Raw genomic sequence first — 16020 nt, 5'->3', positions numbered from 1 at the left:
TTGATACTTTAAAAACAAGATATACATAATAAATAATTTCAAATATTTATACTAGCTATAGTAAAAGGTCCCAATACAATGAGTTCAGAAATAAAGCTAACTATATGCTGTTTAACATATAATCACGAACTATATATTGATAAAGCTATTACATCCTTTTTAAAACAGAAAACTGATTTTGACTTTGAAATCATTATATTTGATGACTGTTCTTTGGATTCCACAACAGAAATAGTTTTAAATTTTCAAGCATCTAATAAAGATAGAATTAAAGTGATATATCCAGAAGAGAATACTTTTTCCAAAGGAAAAACTGTTTTTTTTGATTTGATATTAGAGGCTAAAGGCGAATATATAGCTTTCTGTGAAGGTGATGATTATTGGGTTTCTGATAAGAAAATTCAAGACCAAGTTAATTACTTGGAAAAAAATAAAGAAATCAACCTTTGCTTTCATCCTAGTTATACTTTAATTAATGATCAATTAAAGGACATGAAGTATGGATTTTATGGCGAAAATACTAAAGTTTTAGATGCTAAAGATGTTATCAAATCTAGTTCAGGGTTTATGCCAATGGCTTCAATTATAGCAAGAAAAAATTGTTTTATAGATTTTTTTGCTACTCACCCTGATTTCTTTTCAGAAAACCTATGGCATTCTACTATTCAAATTTTAGGTTCTTATGAGGGTGGAGCAGGTTATTTACCATATTATTATTCAGTATACAGATCAATGCACTCGGGATCATGGTCTAAAGCTAACAAAGACTCTGTCAGCTTAAGAATAAAAAACTTTGAATCCTTCTTAAATAGAAATAAGATACTAAGAAATATGCTACCCCAGAAGTTATCGCCTTCTTTTTATTATGTTTTCACTCGAAAGACCCTAAGGTTTATATTAAAAGAGAAAATAAGCATTTCAGAAAAGTACAAAGTGTTAAGAGAGTTTCTTTAACGTATAGATTATATAATTAAGGTTTTATATGAATATTTATAATAATTTATTTAAATTAAATAATTACGTTTTAATAAAAACTAAGTCTTATTTAATAATGGGTCTTGATTATTTTCAAGATGGACCTTTACTAAGTTATTGCATTGAAAAAAATTCAGGTGACTCTTTCAATGAAGATTTTATACAAGACTTTTTTGAGAAAAAAACTAGACTATATTACGGTGGCAAACGAAAACATGCTTTGTTTTGTGGAAGCATTCTTGCAAAATCTAATGAAAACAGTATTATTTTAGGAGCTGGCTTTATTTCTGAAGAGCAGTCACTAAAATCGATTGATTATTATGATGTTATTGGTGTAAGAGGTGACTTGACTGCTAAGAGTTTGCTATTAAACGACAATTCAATTAGATTTAAGTTCAAAGGTGATCCCGGACTCCTAGCTAAAGAGATTGTAAAACCAAGAACTGATAATTATATTAATACGGGATTAATTGGAGTGATTCCACATTTTGTAGATTTGGAACTGGCCGCTGAAATTATTAAAAATAAACCCAATTACTTGATAATTGACATTAAGAAAAATTATAAAGAGGTTTGTAATCAGATACTAAGATGCGATAAAGTTCTTTCCTCTTCTTTACATGGATTGATTTTCTCTGATGCTATGAACGTTCCGAATACGTGGATTAGCTTTAGTGACAATGTAAAAGGAGATGGTTTTAAGTTTAATGATTACTATTCTGTTATGACTAATCCCCAGTTAAGTATGCATCATTGTAGGAATTTTTCCGATTTAGTTACTGCTCAAAGCAGTGCAAATGTGTCTATTAACTTAGAGTATAGCAGTATGTATGAAGCTGTTAATCACTATTTTAATATATTAAAATGATTTTAGGGTTTTAATTAAACTAAGGGGAGAATGTGTTTTTTTCTATAGTAGTGCCTTTATATAACAAATCATATTCGATATGCCGTTGCATTGATTCGATTCTGTCTCAAACATATACTCATTTTGAAATAATAATCGTTAATGATGGATCGATTGACAATTCCCTATCTATTATAAAAGGTAAATATAGTGGCGAAATAAGAAGTAAATTAATAACTATTATAGACCAATCTAATAAAGGTGTTTCTGCTGCTAGAAATAAGGGTGTTTCTATAGCAAAGTCAGACTATGTATGTTTTTTAGATGCTGATGATGAATGGAAAGATGATTTTCTTTATAATATGGAATCTTTAATTAAGGATTTTCCTGATGCTGGTCTCTACTGCTTGCAACATGAATATAAGTCAGAGTGTAATGAGCCTGTCAAAAACCCTTCATTTTATAAAGAAGGATTTAGAGGATACGTATCAAATTTCTTTAGAGCTTCCATATTTGGAAGTATTGCAAATAGCTCTAAAGTATGTATTAACAAAAAACAGATTTTAGACTTAGGTGGGTTTCCTGAAAATTATAAGGCTGGTGAAGATTTATACGTTTGGATTGAACTTGCAATACTAGGTAAAATCGCTTTTTTTAACTCTGTTTCTGTCAGGATTAATATAAGTGAGGATCATTCTAGGGTTGGTAGGAGTCAAAGTATTCCATATCCTTTTATTAACTATTCTATTCCAAAAAATAAAAGAAAACTCACATTTTGGTCGAAATTATATTTGCGAAAGATATATTTAGCTCATATAAAAGAGTCTTTTAAGGAGGATGAAGGTGATGCAATTTTAGCAAGAGCTAATGCTGGAAAGGCTTTATTTCCAGTATTGAGCGAATTATGCATACATGTTGCTAATCTAAAAATGAGTTATAAGAGTAGAAAATGAAACTTAAAGAAATATTTATAAATTATTCGCCTGAACCGATTTTAAACCTATCTATTACTATTTATAATACCTATATGTATAAGATAAGACATAGTAATGAATATGGATACTATAGGAATTACTATAAAAATGCTGATAATCTTAATAAGATCGATTTGCAAACAGAAATAGAAAAAAAGAAAAGTAAATTTTTCGAATATATCAAAACTCATTCATCTTGGTATAAGTACTATAACTTTGAAAATATTAGTCTAATGAATGTCTTAAATAAACAAGATATCCTTAATCATCTTAACGAAATAAAAACAATAAATGAAAAAGATGGGTTAGTTAGCTTAACAGGAGGCACTACTGGTGCTTCAATGAAAGTTATCTACACCAAAAGTGATATGCAAGAGCGTTTTGCCATTTTAGATCATTTTAGAGCAAGACACGGGTATGAGCTTGGTAAAAAAACAGCCTGGTTTTCAGGTAAGAATTTAATATCAGATAAAGATATAAAAAAGGGGATCTGCTCTCACTACGACTTTATTAATAAGATTAGATTTTATTCTACTTTTCATATCAATGAGAGAAGTTTTGATACTTACTGGAAGTCTCTTAATAGCTTTAAACCTGAGTTCATAGTTGGCTTTCCATCAAGTGTTTATGAATTATGTAAAATGGCGGATAGTAAAGAACTTCATCTTACACATAAAGTAAAGGTTTTTTTCCCGACGGCTGAAACAGTTTTACCTGAACATCGTGAAGTCATCAATCGTGTAATGGGCTGTAAACTAGTGGATCAATATGCTTCTTCCGAAGGAGCGCCTTTCATTTTAGAATGTGAAGCTGGGAATATGCATATACACCCGCTTACTGGAATATTTGAAGTGGTTAATGAAGATATGCAACCTGCTCAAGAAGGTGAAATACTCGTGACATCTTTTATAACCCATGGTACTCCTCTTGTAAGATATCGCATTGGCGATCGTATAAAGCTTGGCTCAAACAGTCAGATTTGCGATTGTGGCTCATTATTTCCAATAGTAGAGAAAATTGAAGGCCGCTCAACTGATTATATTTTATCTCCGACACATGGCAAAGTAAATCTAGGTAATATTAGTAATAGTACTAAAAATGTCAATGGAATCATAAAATTTCAAGTTATACAGAATTTTTTGGATAGAGTTCAAGTATTAATAGTAACTAATGATAGATTTAATATCATTGAGCAAGACAAGTTTGTTGCAGCTCTACAAGAGCGTCTAGGTCTTCAAATCGATATTTCTATTGAAAATGTTAATGATATACCTACAGAAAAAAGTGGTAAATTTAGAATTGTCAAAAATCTGTTAGGTAAATAAAATGTATGGTGTAAGTTTTTATCAAAACATGCTTACTGTGATAATAATTATAGTTAGCTTTATTATTGTATGTTTAATTGGTTGTAGAAGAAGAAGTGATTTTATAACAGTCACTACCATTTTTTTATGGCATATATTGTTTTCAATAACTTATTATTTGTATTCTCTATTCAATGTTGCGGATGCAACACATTATTATTCAAGTTCTGTGATTGGTGAACGTACCTATTTTTATCCAGGTACTCCATTCGTCAATTATTTTAGCTCTATGCTATCGCAAGGAGCTGATGCAAGTTACTTGAACACTACTCTATTATATAATCTCTTAGGTACTCTTGGATTAGTTTTATTGTATTTATCTTTGAAAAAATATCTTAAAGTGTTTTCTTGGTATTGGATCTTTATATTATTTATTCCATCTATGAGTTTTTGGAGTGCAGGTTTAGGCAAGGATGCTGTGTCATTTTTCGCAACTTGTCTATTCTTATATTCTATTACGACTAGTAAGAAAGCATCTTTATTAATCGCAATCTCTTTCTTTTTTATGTTTATGGTTAGGCCTCATATTGCTTTTATTATGTTGGTCTCTTATATAATTTACTTTATTATTAAATCTAAAGTTAATTTTATTTTTAAACTGTTTTTTCTCCCTGTTATTGGTATTTGTGTGTTTTTATCTGTGGATTTTGTTCAACAATATGTTGGACTAGATGAAGTGTCATTAGAAGGTGTCTCTGGTTATATAGACGGAAGACAAGGATTAAATAGTAAAGGTGGCTCTTCTTTAGATATATCTTCTATGAGTTATCCGATGCAGATGTTTACCTATGTTTTTAGACCATTGCCATTTGAAGCTAGTAGTGTCGTTGCTTTGGTTACTAGCTTAGAAAATATAATAATACTATTTTTATTCATTTACATATTATTGAAGTCAAAATTTAATTTTCGACCGTTCATACAAGGTAAAAACCTTTGGTTATTTACCTATGTTTTTTTAACTTGTAGTATTTTAGCGATGACTACAGCTAATTTGGGTATCGCTACTCGTCAAAAGTGGATGTTTATGCCAGTACTGCTTTATCTATTGATATACGCTTTTCACAACTATAAAGTAAATAAGTCAAAGGTTTATCAATGAAATTTCTAATAATAGCCAGCTACCCAGCCTCTATTCTAAAGTTCCGTGGCGCATTGATTGCCGCGATTCAAGAGGCTGGCTTTGAGATACATATAGCCGCACCTGAATTTGATGACTATCCGGAAGAATGCGATCAGCTCGAAGCGCTTGGCTATATCGTTCATGATATTCCCATACAGCGTACTGGTACTGATCCTGTTGCCGATAGCAAAACTTTGATCGCGCTATATCGACTAATGAGAGAGATTAAGCCTGACTGTATGATCGCTTATACGATCAAGCCGGTGATCTACGGCTCACTAGCTGCTAAGATGTCACGAGTACCGCATCGCTTTGCCTTAATTACGGGTTTAGGCTATGCCTTCCAGGGTGCAGATGAAAAAGGCTATAAAAAGTCTAATCTTCAAAAGATCATGCATAAATTATACTCAGTAGCATTGGCATCGACTCATAAAGTGTTTTTTCAAAACCCCGATGACGAGGCTCTATTTAAGTCTATGAATATACTGAAACCTACCGCAGAGACCAAAGTCGTCAATGGCTCTGGTGTCGATGTCTCTGAGTACAGCGTACAGCCTTTTCCTATTGATGATGACAAGCCGTTTCCTAAGTTCCTACTAATAGCACGACTGCTAGGGGATAAAGGCGTGCGTGAGTATGCACAGGCGGCTCGACTGATCAAAGCCAAATACCCACAAGCCCAGTTTGATCTGGTCGGTTGGATCGATGATAACCCTGATGCTATCCAGCAGCATGAGCTAGACAGCTGGATTAATGAAGGGTTGTTTAACTTTTGGGGTAAGCTGAGTGATGTCAAGCCAGCTATTGCAGCGAGTTCTATTTATGTATTGCCTTCTTATCGTGAAGGCACTCCGCGCACCGTACTAGAAGCGATGGCAATGGGTCGACCGATTATCACTACCGATGCGCCTGGCTGTCGTGAGACCGTCATTGACAGTTATAATGGCTATCTCGTTCCTGTCAAAGCCGTGGAAGAATTAGCCGCTGCGATGGAGCGTTTTATCGTTAATCCCGAGCTTGTTATTGAAATGGGTAAGGCGTCACGCCAATTGGTGGAAGAAAAATTTGATGTACATGCTGTCAATCAAACGATGCTAAATGAAATGGATATTTTATGTTAAAACGCCTATTCGACATTACTGCTGCTAGCGCCGCCTTAGTCGTCCTCTCTCCGGTATATGTCATCACTGCCTACAAGGTTAAAAAGAATCTAGGCTCGCCAGTATTATTTCGTCAGACGCGCCCCGGACTCGATGGTAAGCCGTTTGAGATGATCAAATTTCGCAGTATGCGTGATGCTATCGATAGCGAGGGTAATGTATTGCCGGATAGCGAGCGTCTGACTGATTTTGGTAAGGCACTGCGTAATACTAGCCTCGATGAGCTACCTGAGCTATGGAACGTACTAAAAGGTGATATGAGCCTAGTCGGACCAAGACCGCTACTAATGGAATATCTACCATTATACAGCGATGACCAATCGCGTCGTCATAATGTGCGTCCCGGTGTGACTGGCTATGCACAAGTAAATGGCAGAAATGCCATTGGTTGGGAGCAGAAGTTTGCCCTAGATACGTGGTATGTAGACAATCAATCATTATGGCTAGATATCAAGATATTACTTAAGACTGTAAAAAAAGTACTAGTCAAAGACGATATCAGTGCTGATGGTGAGGCGACAATGAGTAAGTTTACTGGTTCTCAAGACCACTCAGCTTTGGAAAGTAGCCATGAGTAAAGTATTTGCCGTCTATGGCGCATCAGGCTGTGGTCGTAGCTTAATGCCGGTAGCCGTTGAGCAATTACAGCGACTGTACGGCGATGATTATAACGCGCAGCAGCTGGTCTTTATAGATGATGCCTTAGCGATAGACACCAAAGTTAACGGTCACGTAGCGATGAATTACCAACGATTTATCGACTTGCAACCTGTTAATAAGTCAGTACTGATCGCCATTGCTAATAGCAGTATTCGTCAAAAAATTGCAGATAAACTGGTTCAAGATGGTATATCGTTGTGGACAGTAAAGGGAACCACCACCTTGATTATGGATGAAGTTAGTATCGATGCCGGTGCTGCTCTTAGTCCGTTTGTCACTATTGCTGCTAACGTCACTATCGGTAGATGCTTCCATGCTAATTTATATAGCTATGTCGAGCACGATTGCATCATCGGTGATTACGTCACCTTTGCTCCGCGAGTCAGCTGTAACGGTAATATCCATATCCATGACCACGCGTATATCGGCACAGGGGCAGTTATCAAGCAAGGCACGCCTGATAAGCCACTGATCATTGGCAAAGGCGCTGTTGTCGGTATGGGTGCAGTCGTGACTAAAGACGTACCAGCTGGAGCGGTCGTCGTTGGCAATCCGGCTCGACCTTTAAATAAGTAATCATTGTAAAATTAAATCAACACTGATAATTAGCTTTCACTATCTATTGCAAAGAATATATTGAGACATCTATGCTAAATACCCCATTTTCACCTTGGCCTAGCTTTACTCAAGCTGAAGCCGATGCCGTCAGCCAAGTCTTATTATCTAACAAAGTCAACTACTGGACCGGTACTGAGGGTCGTGAATTTGAAAAAGAATTTGCGATATGGGCAGACAGTCAGTATGCGATCGCCATGGGTAATGGCACTTTAGCCTTAGATGTTGCCTTACAAGCGTTGGGTTTAGGAGAGGGCGATGAAGTCATCGTCACCCCGCGTACCTTTATAGCCAGTATCTCATCAGTGGTCAATGCTGGCGCGACACCGATCTTCGCTGATGTTGATGCCGCGACGGGTAATATCACCCCTGAAACCATCGCTGCGGTAATAACTGAGCGTACCAAAGCGATCGTTTGTGTGCATCTCGCTGGGTGGCCTTGTGAAATGGACGGCATTATGGCTTTGGCGGCTGAGCATGACCTATACGTGATAGAGGACTGTGCGCAAGCGCATGGCACGCGATATAAAGGTCGTAGCGTTGGTAGTATTGGTCATATTGGCGCTTGGAGCTTTTGTCAGGACAAAATCATGACCACGGGCGGTGAGGGCGGTATGGTTACCACCAATGACGAGCAGCTATGGCGTAAGATGTGGGCGTACAAGGATCACGGTAAGAGTTATGCGGCGGTGTACGAGACTGAGCATGCGCCGGGCTATCGCTGGTTACATGAGAGCTTCGGCACCAATTGGCGCATGACTGAGATGCAAGCAGTGATCGGACGTATTCAGTTACAGCGTATGAGCGATTGGACAGCCAAACGTACCGCTCATGCTCATGCTATCCTTGATGCTTGTGATAAATGGAGCGATAAAGGCTATCTGTCTGTGCCTAGACTAGAGCAGACACCTGAATTTGCCGACTGTACCCATGGATATTACAAGCTCTATGTTTATGTGCAGCCAGAGCATTTGCCACAAGGATGGTCACGCGACCGGATTATCGCTGAGATTAATGCGCTGAATGTACCGTGTTTTTCAGGATCAGCTTCTGAAGTTTATTTAGAAAAGGCCTTTGATGGTACTGGTCTACGTCCTGAGTCACCGTTACCGATAGCCAAGCAATTGGGCGAAACTAGCCTGATGTTCTTAGTCCATCCTACATTGACCACTGCTGAGATTGAGCAAACTGTTCAGGCATTGGATAATGTGTTGGCAAATATTGATGTGGCCAGTCAAGCCTAATTTGCTTATAACGTGTGCATTGATATTTATGCTTTAAAAGTATGTTTATTATTTATTGCTTATCTGGCATAGATAAGTCCCATGTATAAAAAGGTGGTAACCATGTATAAGCAACCAAAGTATAAGCAATTTAGTTTGTTAATGGGTCTTGGGGTGATGTCGATGTGGGCGTCCGCACAAAACTTATATATGAATGATTTAAAGCTTAAGGCAGATCTTGACTGGCTAAATACTCAAGGAGTTGCGCAGATTAGCACCAGTACTTGGCCGCTGACTGCCAATGAGATCAAACGCGCTTTAAATACAGCTAATGCCCAGACGCCAGCACAGCAGCAGATCCTGCAGTCGGTACAAACGCGATTGAATCAGAACCGTGACTCAGTGGTAAAAGGGTCGGCAGCACTTCATATACAAACCGATCGAGATCTGCTCCCAGAAACGTTCGCAGATGACCAGATCGCTGGTCAGCAAGCAAGCGTCGGGGTGTCGCTGAGTGAAGCGGATTGGGAATTTAATTTACAGGCCAATTTAAAGAATGATGAGCTCATCGATGATGATAGTGATGTCAGTTTTGAAGGATCATATATCGCCGGTAAAGCAGCAAATCAATGGTTAATAGCGGGTAAAATTCCGGTATGGTGGGGACCTGGGCATGATGGTAGTCTGATTCGCGGTGATGCCAGTCTTCCAGTCACCGGCTTTACGATGCAGCGTGATACGCAAACTGCCCCGAATTACAAATATTTAAACTGGGTCGGGCCTTGGCAGTATCAGCTATTTGCTGGTCAACTGGATGATTATGATGCCATTCCTGATGCTAAACTTTTTGGGGCACGACTGGCCGCTAGTCCCTTACCTTGGTTAGAGGTCGGTGCGTCACGTAGCTTTATGTGGGGCGGAGAAGGTCGTCCGGATAGCATTCGCTCATTTGGCGATGCAATATTGGGAACTAAAGACAATGGTGGTAATGATGGCGGTGATCCAGCCAATCAGCTGGGCGGCTTCGATGCTAAAGTACAGTTAGCGCCTTTGCTTAATGTACCAGCGAGTGTCTACGGACAGTATGTTGGCGAAGATGAGGCAGGTGGTCTACCAGCCAAAAACATGTATTTAGCTGGCGTAGATTACGCCTCTGCCGCCTACGGCAAACCTTATCAGCTTTATGCGGAGTACACAGATACTCGCACTAGTGGCGAAATTCGAGGCGTCTCTTATGACCATGGTACTTATACTGATGGCTACTATCAGCAAGGCTATCCACTCGGCTATGCGCTTGGCGGTGATGCTGAGAGTGTCGCGGTCGGCGGTCGATTATGGCTAGATAACCGTAACTTCATTCATGCCAAGTTGCAACATGCCAAGGTCAATCAATCAGGAGAGTTAGATTCTCGCACTGGGGAATCTGATAACCAAGCGTTTCCAGTGACCGACAAGCTCACCGCTATCGACGTTTCTTGGGAGCATCAGCTACAGCCGCTGACTAAACTAACCACTAGACTCTGGGCAGTAGATTCAGATACTCAATCAAGCGACATTGGAGCAGGTGTAGGGGTTGAGTTTCAGACCTATTAAGTGACAGAGTAATGAATGGTTTAGAATTTTGGGAAACTAAAAAACGGTCTACTAAATTATAGTAGACCGTTTTTTTAATGATAGTCATAAGTTTAGTGCTTTTTTCTTTTACATTACAGCGCATTTAGATGACTGTCGACTGAATTGAGGACATGCCCCAATACAGGCTAGGATTTTTAGACGTAGGCAGGTACAATACCATAATCAACCAAACGCTTATTAAGCAAAGGACAGGCATGTAAGGATACTTACGCGCGCTGTCCTTATTTTTTTCCGCTTTCTCTATTGGAGTCACTATGTCAACTGCTAAAGAGCCGTCAACTGCCCAAGGGTCCGCTACTGTTTTAGACGGCAAGTCACTTGCCAAACAAATAGAAGAGCAACTGCGCACGCGCGTAGATGCTATCAAGGATAAGACAGGACGTACGCCGAGCTTAGCGACCATATTGGTTGGTGCAGATCCCGCTTCTGCGACTTATGTACGTATGAAAGGCAATGCCTGTAAGCGTGTAGGTATGGACTCTATACGGGTTGAGATGCCAACTGAGACCACCACTAAGCAGCTCATGGCAAAGGTAGAGGAGCTAAATAACAATCCAGACGTACATGGTATTTTGCTACAGCATCCTGTCCCTGCACATATCGATGAACGTGCTTGTTTTGAGCAGATCGATTTGGCAAAAGACGTGGATGGTGTGACTTGCCTTGGCTTTGGTCGCATGGGTATGCAGCAGTCAGCCTATGGTTCGTGTACGCCGCAGGGCATCATGCATTTGCTAGAGCATCACAATATTGAGCTCTCAGGCAAAGAAGCCGTCGTTGTAGGTCGTAGTGCCATCTTGGGTAAACCGATGGCGATGATGCTATTAAATGCCAACTGTACCGTGACCATTTGTCATTCTAGAACTCAGGATTTGGCATCGCATATTAAGCGTGCTGATATCGTGGTTGGTGCAGTAGGCGTGCCTGAATTGATTAAAGCAGAGTGGATTAAAGCGGGCGCCGTCGTCATCGATGCAGGTTTCCATCCTACTGATAATGGCGGCGTGGGTGATATCGAGCTACAAGGTGTAGAGAATATCGCCAGTGCTTATACGCCAGTGCCGGGCGGTGTCGGACCAATGACCATCAATACGCTTATCCGCCAGACAGTCGATGCGGCTGAAAAATCAGCGGGTTTGTAGTTCGATTAACAAGCGAGTGATAGGAATACTGATTGCCGATATATAAGGGGCCTGAGGAAAGAATAACTCAGGCTAAATCAACCACATTTCAGTTGATAGGACCTAAACATGGCTAAAAAAAACGTAGGTATTCATGAGCGATTACAGGGTATTGGTAGAGAGTTCGTCGATATTTGCCACTACGTTATCTTATTTCTAATCAGTGTGGTGGTGGTGTGGACGGCAGGCAAGGAGTTTATTGAGATCGTCCAAAAAGGCTCAGCGGACTTAAAAGATATCTTGATGTTATTTATTTATCTTGAGCTACTAGCGATGATAGGGATTTATTTTAAAACCCACCGTTTGCCCGTACAGTTTTTGATATTCATTGCGATAACGGCGTTGTCACGGCATTTGGTGGTCGATGTACAGGCCGTCTCAGATTATTTTCATTTGTGGCTGCTGGCGACAATTTCTGTGGCTATTATGCTGTTAAGTGCTTCTATCGTAATACTGACATGGACAGCAAAAACCTTTGGCCGCCCAGAGGACAATCTTGATAAACAGCATGCAAACTTAACGGTTAAAGCACTGTTGCCTGACAATGCGCAAGCACCTGATAGCCATACCAAGCATCGCCGTGAATGATATATAATGACCAGCACAAAAAAGGACTACCACTGGTAGTCCTTTTTTTATATCTGATATTACAGCCATTTCAGTCTTTTAAAATTATAGTACAAGTAACTACATAGTGCGATGATAACGACCATGATGACAAGGTAAGCATACTTCCAATGTAGCTCAGGCATAAAATCAAAGTTCATACCATAGATCCCAGCAATGGCCGTCGGTACGGCTAAGATACCTGCCCACGCTGCCAGCTTACGTACGACCTCATTCTGACCCATATTGACCATCGCCATATAGGTATTCATGACTACGCTCAGCATCTCATTGAGACCATTGATGGCATCTAAAGAGTGCAAAAGATGGTCATTAACATCGCGGAAATAGGGCTTGGCGGCTTGAGAAAATCCAGAGACAATCTCGCTTTTTTTATGATTGATAAAAAAGCTACAGATGTCTTGGACAGGCAGGATAATAGCACGCATATGTACCAGCTGTGATTTGAGCTCGTAGAGGTTTTTTAAGGTACTCTTATCAAACTCGTAGGTAAACACATAGCGTTCTTGCTCACGCAAGTATCGACCCAGTCGGTCGGTGATCGGCATATAGTTATCGACGATAAAATCGAGTATTGCATGTAGCACAAAGATAGGGCCCATGCGCAGCTTTTCGGGACGACGATGACAATGCTCACGCACAGGCGCATAAGAGTTTGACGGCCCATTACGGATGGTAATCAGGTAGTTTTTGCCCATGAATATCGCGGTCGTGCCGTAGCGAATGACGTTGTCCTCTAACTTGGCTGTACGCAGCACCACAAAGACCATATCATTGTCGTAGTTCTCAACTTTGGCCCGTTGATGATCCGCGAAAGCATCCTCAATCGCCAGCTCATGTAGATCAAAGGCTTCTTTGACCTTGACCATGGTTTCTAGACTGGGGTCATAAAGACCGAGCCAGATAAATTGACCGCTATTATTCAGCGCACGACTGACATCATTGAGTGCCACCTTATAAAGGTTTTCACCCGTTTTACGTGAGTAAGCGTAGCAGTTGACGACTTCATCTGCGCTCGATAGGTCAATATCCTCGTAGCGCTCAGAGTCGGGATCATAGACCGTCATGGTCTCAATGGTATCCTCACTCGTCGCAGCGACATCACCATAAATATAACTGTCATCGCTGTCTAGATAAAGATGCTGGTCGTTCATATGGGCATATATATGATCCATATTGGAATCAGGTGCAATGCGAGCCGTCTTTTTAATCAATTGATTATTGTCGTTTTCCATACACCCTCCTGTCATATAAGCAAAAACGTCAATAATCGAAGTTTACCGTGAGCAGGGCTACAGTTTTAGCGTTTGCTCACAGTAAGTTGATTCCTAGAGTGCATAGCTTTTTAGCGTCTCAATATCTACCAATGCCAGTAGGCTCTCATGACAGGCTTCTAGCTTAATTTGCGGGGCAATATCAAAATCTAACGCCTCAACCCAACGTAGGGCACAGATACACCAGTAGTCACCAGGTTTGAGACCCGCAAAGTTGTATTCAGGTAGGGGCGTTATAAGGTCATTACCGCGACTGGCAGAGAAGTTTAAAAACTCGCTGGTCATCTTGGCACAGACGGTATGCTGACCGACATCATGGTTGCCCGTATGACAAAACCCATTACGATAATAGCCAGTAATAGGATCGAAGCAACAGCTGGCAAGCGCCGTGCCTAAGACATTGGTTTGGTTGATGGCAGGGTTTGGGTGGTAATCAGATGACATAAGGCTTCCGAGATAAAAATATGTGTTAGTGTATCATGAGTCTGTACCGATGATGCTGCCGTAATCATGCTCATTATCTGATGGTTAACAAAAAATAAACCTCTTGGTTATGCGCCCAATATTAAGCCTAATACATCAACGATAACGGCTGCGTCCGCTACGACCCTAGCCTACAGTTGGACAGTAATTAGATAGCGATTGTGCCTAATTGTCACTAGGCGAACCTTGAGTGCTATGCTAAACTAAAGCATAAAGTGCCTTGATTATTTGTCGCCGTTTTTTAGCGCATAAAGATACTCGTCTTATCATTCTAAATTATACTTATTATTCACCCTTTTGCGGTTACCTGGTTTGTTTATAAATAATTGGGTCAATGATGTTGCGCGTTAAAAATAAAAACACACAGCGTCAATACCCGGCAAATCATCTTTTAAGTACCGCATCAGTACCGCGTTTTTGGTAAGCGATACGCCAAACAAGGATTTATTGTGTCTGTTAGTTCTGATTCTGCAAAAACTGCCCAGCCAAGTGCTACAAACGAAACAGTGACTCAGTCTGCTGAAAACAGCGCTGTCTCCAATCACAAGCCATTCTTAAGTACCTTTGCCAGCGACGTGGCCAATAGTTGGCTGCTGCCAGACGGTGTGGTTGATGTGTTGTTTGAAGATGCTCATAAGCAAGAAGTGCTGAGGCACCAATTGATTGAGCAGCTTATTACGCATGGTTATCAGCTGGTTTGTCCACCGATGATTGAATTCACCGAATCTTTGCTAAGCGATGCATCAGAAGACCTTAAGCGTCAAACCTTTAAGATTATTGATCAGCTGACAGGCCGTCTAATGGGTGTGCGTGCTGACATTACCCCGCAAATTTTGCGTATAGATGCGCATCATGGCGGTACTGGTATTGCACGTTATTGCTATGTTGGTGATGTGATTCATACCTTGCCATCAGGTCTGTTCGGCTCACGTACGCCATTACAGTTAGGCGCTGAGATATTTGGTTGCGCGTCACTTGCCGCAGATATCGAGCTGATAGATGTACTGTTTACGATGGTCAATAAACTCAATATGAGTGCCGCACTCCATATTGATTTGGGTCACGTAGCGATATTTAAGCGCTTGGCTGAACTGGCTGAATTGTCAGACAGTGATACTGAGCAATTGATGTACTTATATGCCAATAAAAACTTGCCAGAGCTCAAAAGTGTTTGTCGCACGCTATCGATGGGCGATGATTTTTATGTACTAGCACGTTTCGGTCACGATATTGCCAATCTGTTGGCAAAACTGTCAGACAACGCGCAAAAAGATAGCCAAATCGCAACGGCTGTGGATGAGCTACAACGCCTAAAATTACATCTACAAGAGCAGTGGCAGTGCCCTGTCAGTATCGATGTGACCGAGCTATCAGGCTATCATTATCACACGGGCATCGTGTTCAATGGCTATATCAATAGCGAAACGCAGCCACTCGTACGTGGTGGACGTTTCGACGGTATGCAAAGTCAGACGCAGGCGTTGCGCGCGGCCACCGGCTTTAGTATGGATGTCAGCCGATTGCTGGCTCATACACAGTTAGCTGCACCTACCGTTGTCTTGGTGGATTTTGCCGCTTTGACTAATGCAAATACAGATGAGATACAGACACTACTACAACAAGTTGAGAGTCTACGTCAGCAGGGTTACCGCGTCACCATGCCATTAGATATCGCAGATTGTCCCGTTGGCATGACGCATCGTTTGAGCATAGCTGACAACAGTCAATGGCATTTGCAAGCGGTTTAATGACCAATTTATTAAGCACACTCACTAAGTACCAGTTATTCACTATAAGCTGTTAAAACGCTAAACGAGTCGTTAGATACATAGGTATAAGTACAGGTATCATCGACAGAGTTATGTTGGTTTTTAATGGTTAT

General features: G+C 40.4%; 15 protein-coding genes. 13 read left to right on the top strand and 2 right to left on the bottom strand.

Features of this window, described 5'->3' with window-relative positions; all coding sequences use genetic code 11:
• Positions 1-78 precede the first annotated feature (78 nt).
• The 12 genes from IP485_RS03250 (at position 79) to IP485_RS03195 (ending at position 12342) form a co-directional block, all read left to right on the top strand.
• Positions 79-954 carry a glycosyltransferase gene (locus IP485_RS03250; RefSeq protein WP_198325949.1) on the top strand — a complete coding sequence of 292 codons (876 nt, stop codon included), beginning with the start codon at positions 79-81 and terminating at the stop codon, positions 952-954.
• A 28-nt stretch (positions 955-982) separates the two neighbouring features.
• Positions 983-1843 carry a polysaccharide pyruvyl transferase family protein gene (locus IP485_RS03245; RefSeq protein WP_198325948.1) on the top strand — a complete coding sequence of 287 codons (861 nt, stop codon included), beginning with the start codon at positions 983-985 and terminating at the stop codon, positions 1841-1843.
• Between the two features lie 32 nt (positions 1844-1875).
• Positions 1876-2775 (top strand): glycosyltransferase family 2 protein, encoded by a 900-nt coding sequence (locus tag IP485_RS03240; RefSeq protein WP_198325947.1) that lies wholly within the window; start codon positions 1876-1878, stop codon positions 2773-2775.
• A complete protein-coding gene (locus IP485_RS03235) occupies positions 2772-4121 on the top strand; it encodes a phenylacetate--CoA ligase family protein (protein WP_198325946.1) in 1350 nt (449 codons plus the stop codon). Before IP485_RS03240 ends, IP485_RS03235 begins: the two co-directional genes overlap by 4 nt.
• A gap of 1 nt (position 4122) precedes the next feature.
• Positions 4123-5259, top strand: coding sequence for a hypothetical protein (locus tag IP485_RS03230; protein WP_198325945.1), 1137 nt, complete (start codon positions 4123-4125; stop codon positions 5257-5259).
• Positions 5256-6401 (top strand): glycosyltransferase family 4 protein, encoded by a 1146-nt coding sequence (locus tag IP485_RS03225; RefSeq protein WP_198325944.1) that lies wholly within the window; start codon positions 5256-5258, stop codon positions 6399-6401. The genes IP485_RS03230 and IP485_RS03225 overlap by 4 nt, the downstream gene beginning before the upstream one ends.
• Complete coding sequence (locus tag IP485_RS03220) at positions 6395-7018, top strand: sugar transferase (protein ID WP_198325943.1); 624 nt, start codon at positions 6395-6397, stop codon at positions 7016-7018. Before IP485_RS03225 ends, IP485_RS03220 begins: the two co-directional genes overlap by 7 nt.
• Complete coding sequence (locus IP485_RS03215) at positions 7011-7676, top strand: acetyltransferase (RefSeq protein WP_198325942.1); 666 nt, start codon at positions 7011-7013, stop codon at positions 7674-7676. Before IP485_RS03220 ends, IP485_RS03215 begins: the two co-directional genes overlap by 8 nt.
• 71 nt (positions 7677-7747) lie before the next feature.
• The gene (locus IP485_RS03210; protein ID WP_198325941.1) at positions 7748-8959 is read left to right on the top strand and encodes a DegT/DnrJ/EryC1/StrS family aminotransferase; all 1212 of its coding nucleotides are present in this window, start codon (positions 7748-7750) and stop codon (positions 8957-8959) included.
• A 102-nt stretch (positions 8960-9061) separates the two neighbouring features.
• A complete protein-coding gene (locus IP485_RS03205) occupies positions 9062-10531 on the top strand; it encodes a capsule assembly Wzi family protein (protein ID WP_198325940.1) in 1470 nt (489 codons plus the stop codon).
• A gap of 296 nt (positions 10532-10827) precedes the next feature.
• Positions 10828-11715, top strand: a complete 888-nt coding sequence (gene folD, locus IP485_RS03200; protein ID WP_198325939.1) for a bifunctional methylenetetrahydrofolate dehydrogenase/methenyltetrahydrofolate cyclohydrolase FolD — start codon at positions 10828-10830, stop codon at positions 11713-11715.
• A gap of 108 nt (positions 11716-11823) precedes the next feature.
• Positions 11824-12342 (top strand): phosphate-starvation-inducible protein PsiE, encoded by a 519-nt coding sequence (locus tag IP485_RS03195; protein WP_198325938.1) that lies wholly within the window; start codon positions 11824-11826, stop codon positions 12340-12342.
• Positions 12343-12401: 59 nt separating this feature from the next.
• Here IP485_RS03195 and corA read toward each other — a convergent pair whose 3' ends face one another.
• The gene (gene corA, locus IP485_RS03190; RefSeq protein ID WP_413786984.1) at positions 12402-13556 is read right to left on the bottom strand and encodes a magnesium/cobalt transporter CorA; all 1155 of its coding nucleotides are present in this window, start codon (positions 13554-13556) and stop codon (positions 12402-12404) included.
• A 153-nt stretch (positions 13557-13709) separates the two neighbouring features.
• Positions 13710-14099 (bottom strand): DUF2237 family protein, encoded by a 390-nt coding sequence (locus IP485_RS03185; protein WP_194362833.1) that lies wholly within the window; start codon positions 14097-14099, stop codon positions 13710-13712.
• A gap of 488 nt (positions 14100-14587) precedes the next feature.
• Here IP485_RS03185 and IP485_RS03180 point away from each other — a divergent pair, with 488 nt between their 5' ends.
• Positions 14588-15886, top strand: coding sequence for an ATP phosphoribosyltransferase regulatory subunit (locus IP485_RS03180; RefSeq protein WP_198325937.1), 1299 nt, complete (start codon positions 14588-14590; stop codon positions 15884-15886).
• Positions 15887-16020: the final 134 nt, after the last annotated feature.

It is taken from the genome of Psychrobacter sp. NG27, assembly GCF_016106655.1.
Classification (GTDB): Bacteria; Pseudomonadota; Gammaproteobacteria; order Pseudomonadales; family Moraxellaceae; genus Psychrobacter.
Note: the sequence above shows the minus strand (reverse complement) of the source record. Positions and strands in the feature narration are given on the sequence as shown.

Bases quoted from the DNA above. Each gene is read 5' to 3' on its own strand.
- IP485_RS03205 (WP_198325940.1), top strand. From the start codon at position 9,062: ATGTATAAGCAACCAAAGTATAAGCAATTTAGTTTGTTAATGGGTCTT.
- IP485_RS03185 (WP_194362833.1), bottom strand. From the start codon at position 14,099: ATGTCATCTGATTACCACCCAAACCCTGCCATCAACCAAACCAATGTC.
- folD (WP_198325939.1), top strand. From the start codon at position 10,828: ATGTCAACTGCTAAAGAGCCGTCAACTGCCCAAGGGTCCGCTACTGTT.
- IP485_RS03230 (WP_198325945.1), top strand. From the start codon at position 4,123: ATGTATGGTGTAAGTTTTTATCAAAACATGCTTACTGTGATAATAATT.
- IP485_RS03250 (WP_198325949.1), top strand. From the start codon at position 79: ATGAGTTCAGAAATAAAGCTAACTATATGCTGTTTAACATATAATCAC.
- IP485_RS03210 (WP_198325941.1), top strand. From the start codon at position 7,748: ATGCTAAATACCCCATTTTCACCTTGGCCTAGCTTTACTCAAGCTGAA.
- IP485_RS03215 (WP_198325942.1), top strand. From the start codon at position 7,011: ATGAGTAAAGTATTTGCCGTCTATGGCGCATCAGGCTGTGGTCGTAGC.
- IP485_RS03220 (WP_198325943.1), top strand. From the start codon at position 6,395: ATGTTAAAACGCCTATTCGACATTACTGCTGCTAGCGCCGCCTTAGTC.
- IP485_RS03195 (WP_198325938.1), top strand. From the start codon at position 11,824: ATGGCTAAAAAAAACGTAGGTATTCATGAGCGATTACAGGGTATTGGT.
- corA (WP_413786984.1), bottom strand. From the start codon at position 13,556: ATGGATCATATATATGCCCATATGAACGACCAGCATCTTTATCTAGAC.
- IP485_RS03235 (WP_198325946.1), top strand. From the start codon at position 2,772: ATGAAACTTAAAGAAATATTTATAAATTATTCGCCTGAACCGATTTTA.
- IP485_RS03225 (WP_198325944.1), top strand. From the start codon at position 5,256: ATGAAATTTCTAATAATAGCCAGCTACCCAGCCTCTATTCTAAAGTTC.
- IP485_RS03245 (WP_198325948.1), top strand. From the start codon at position 983: ATGAATATTTATAATAATTTATTTAAATTAAATAATTACGTTTTAATA.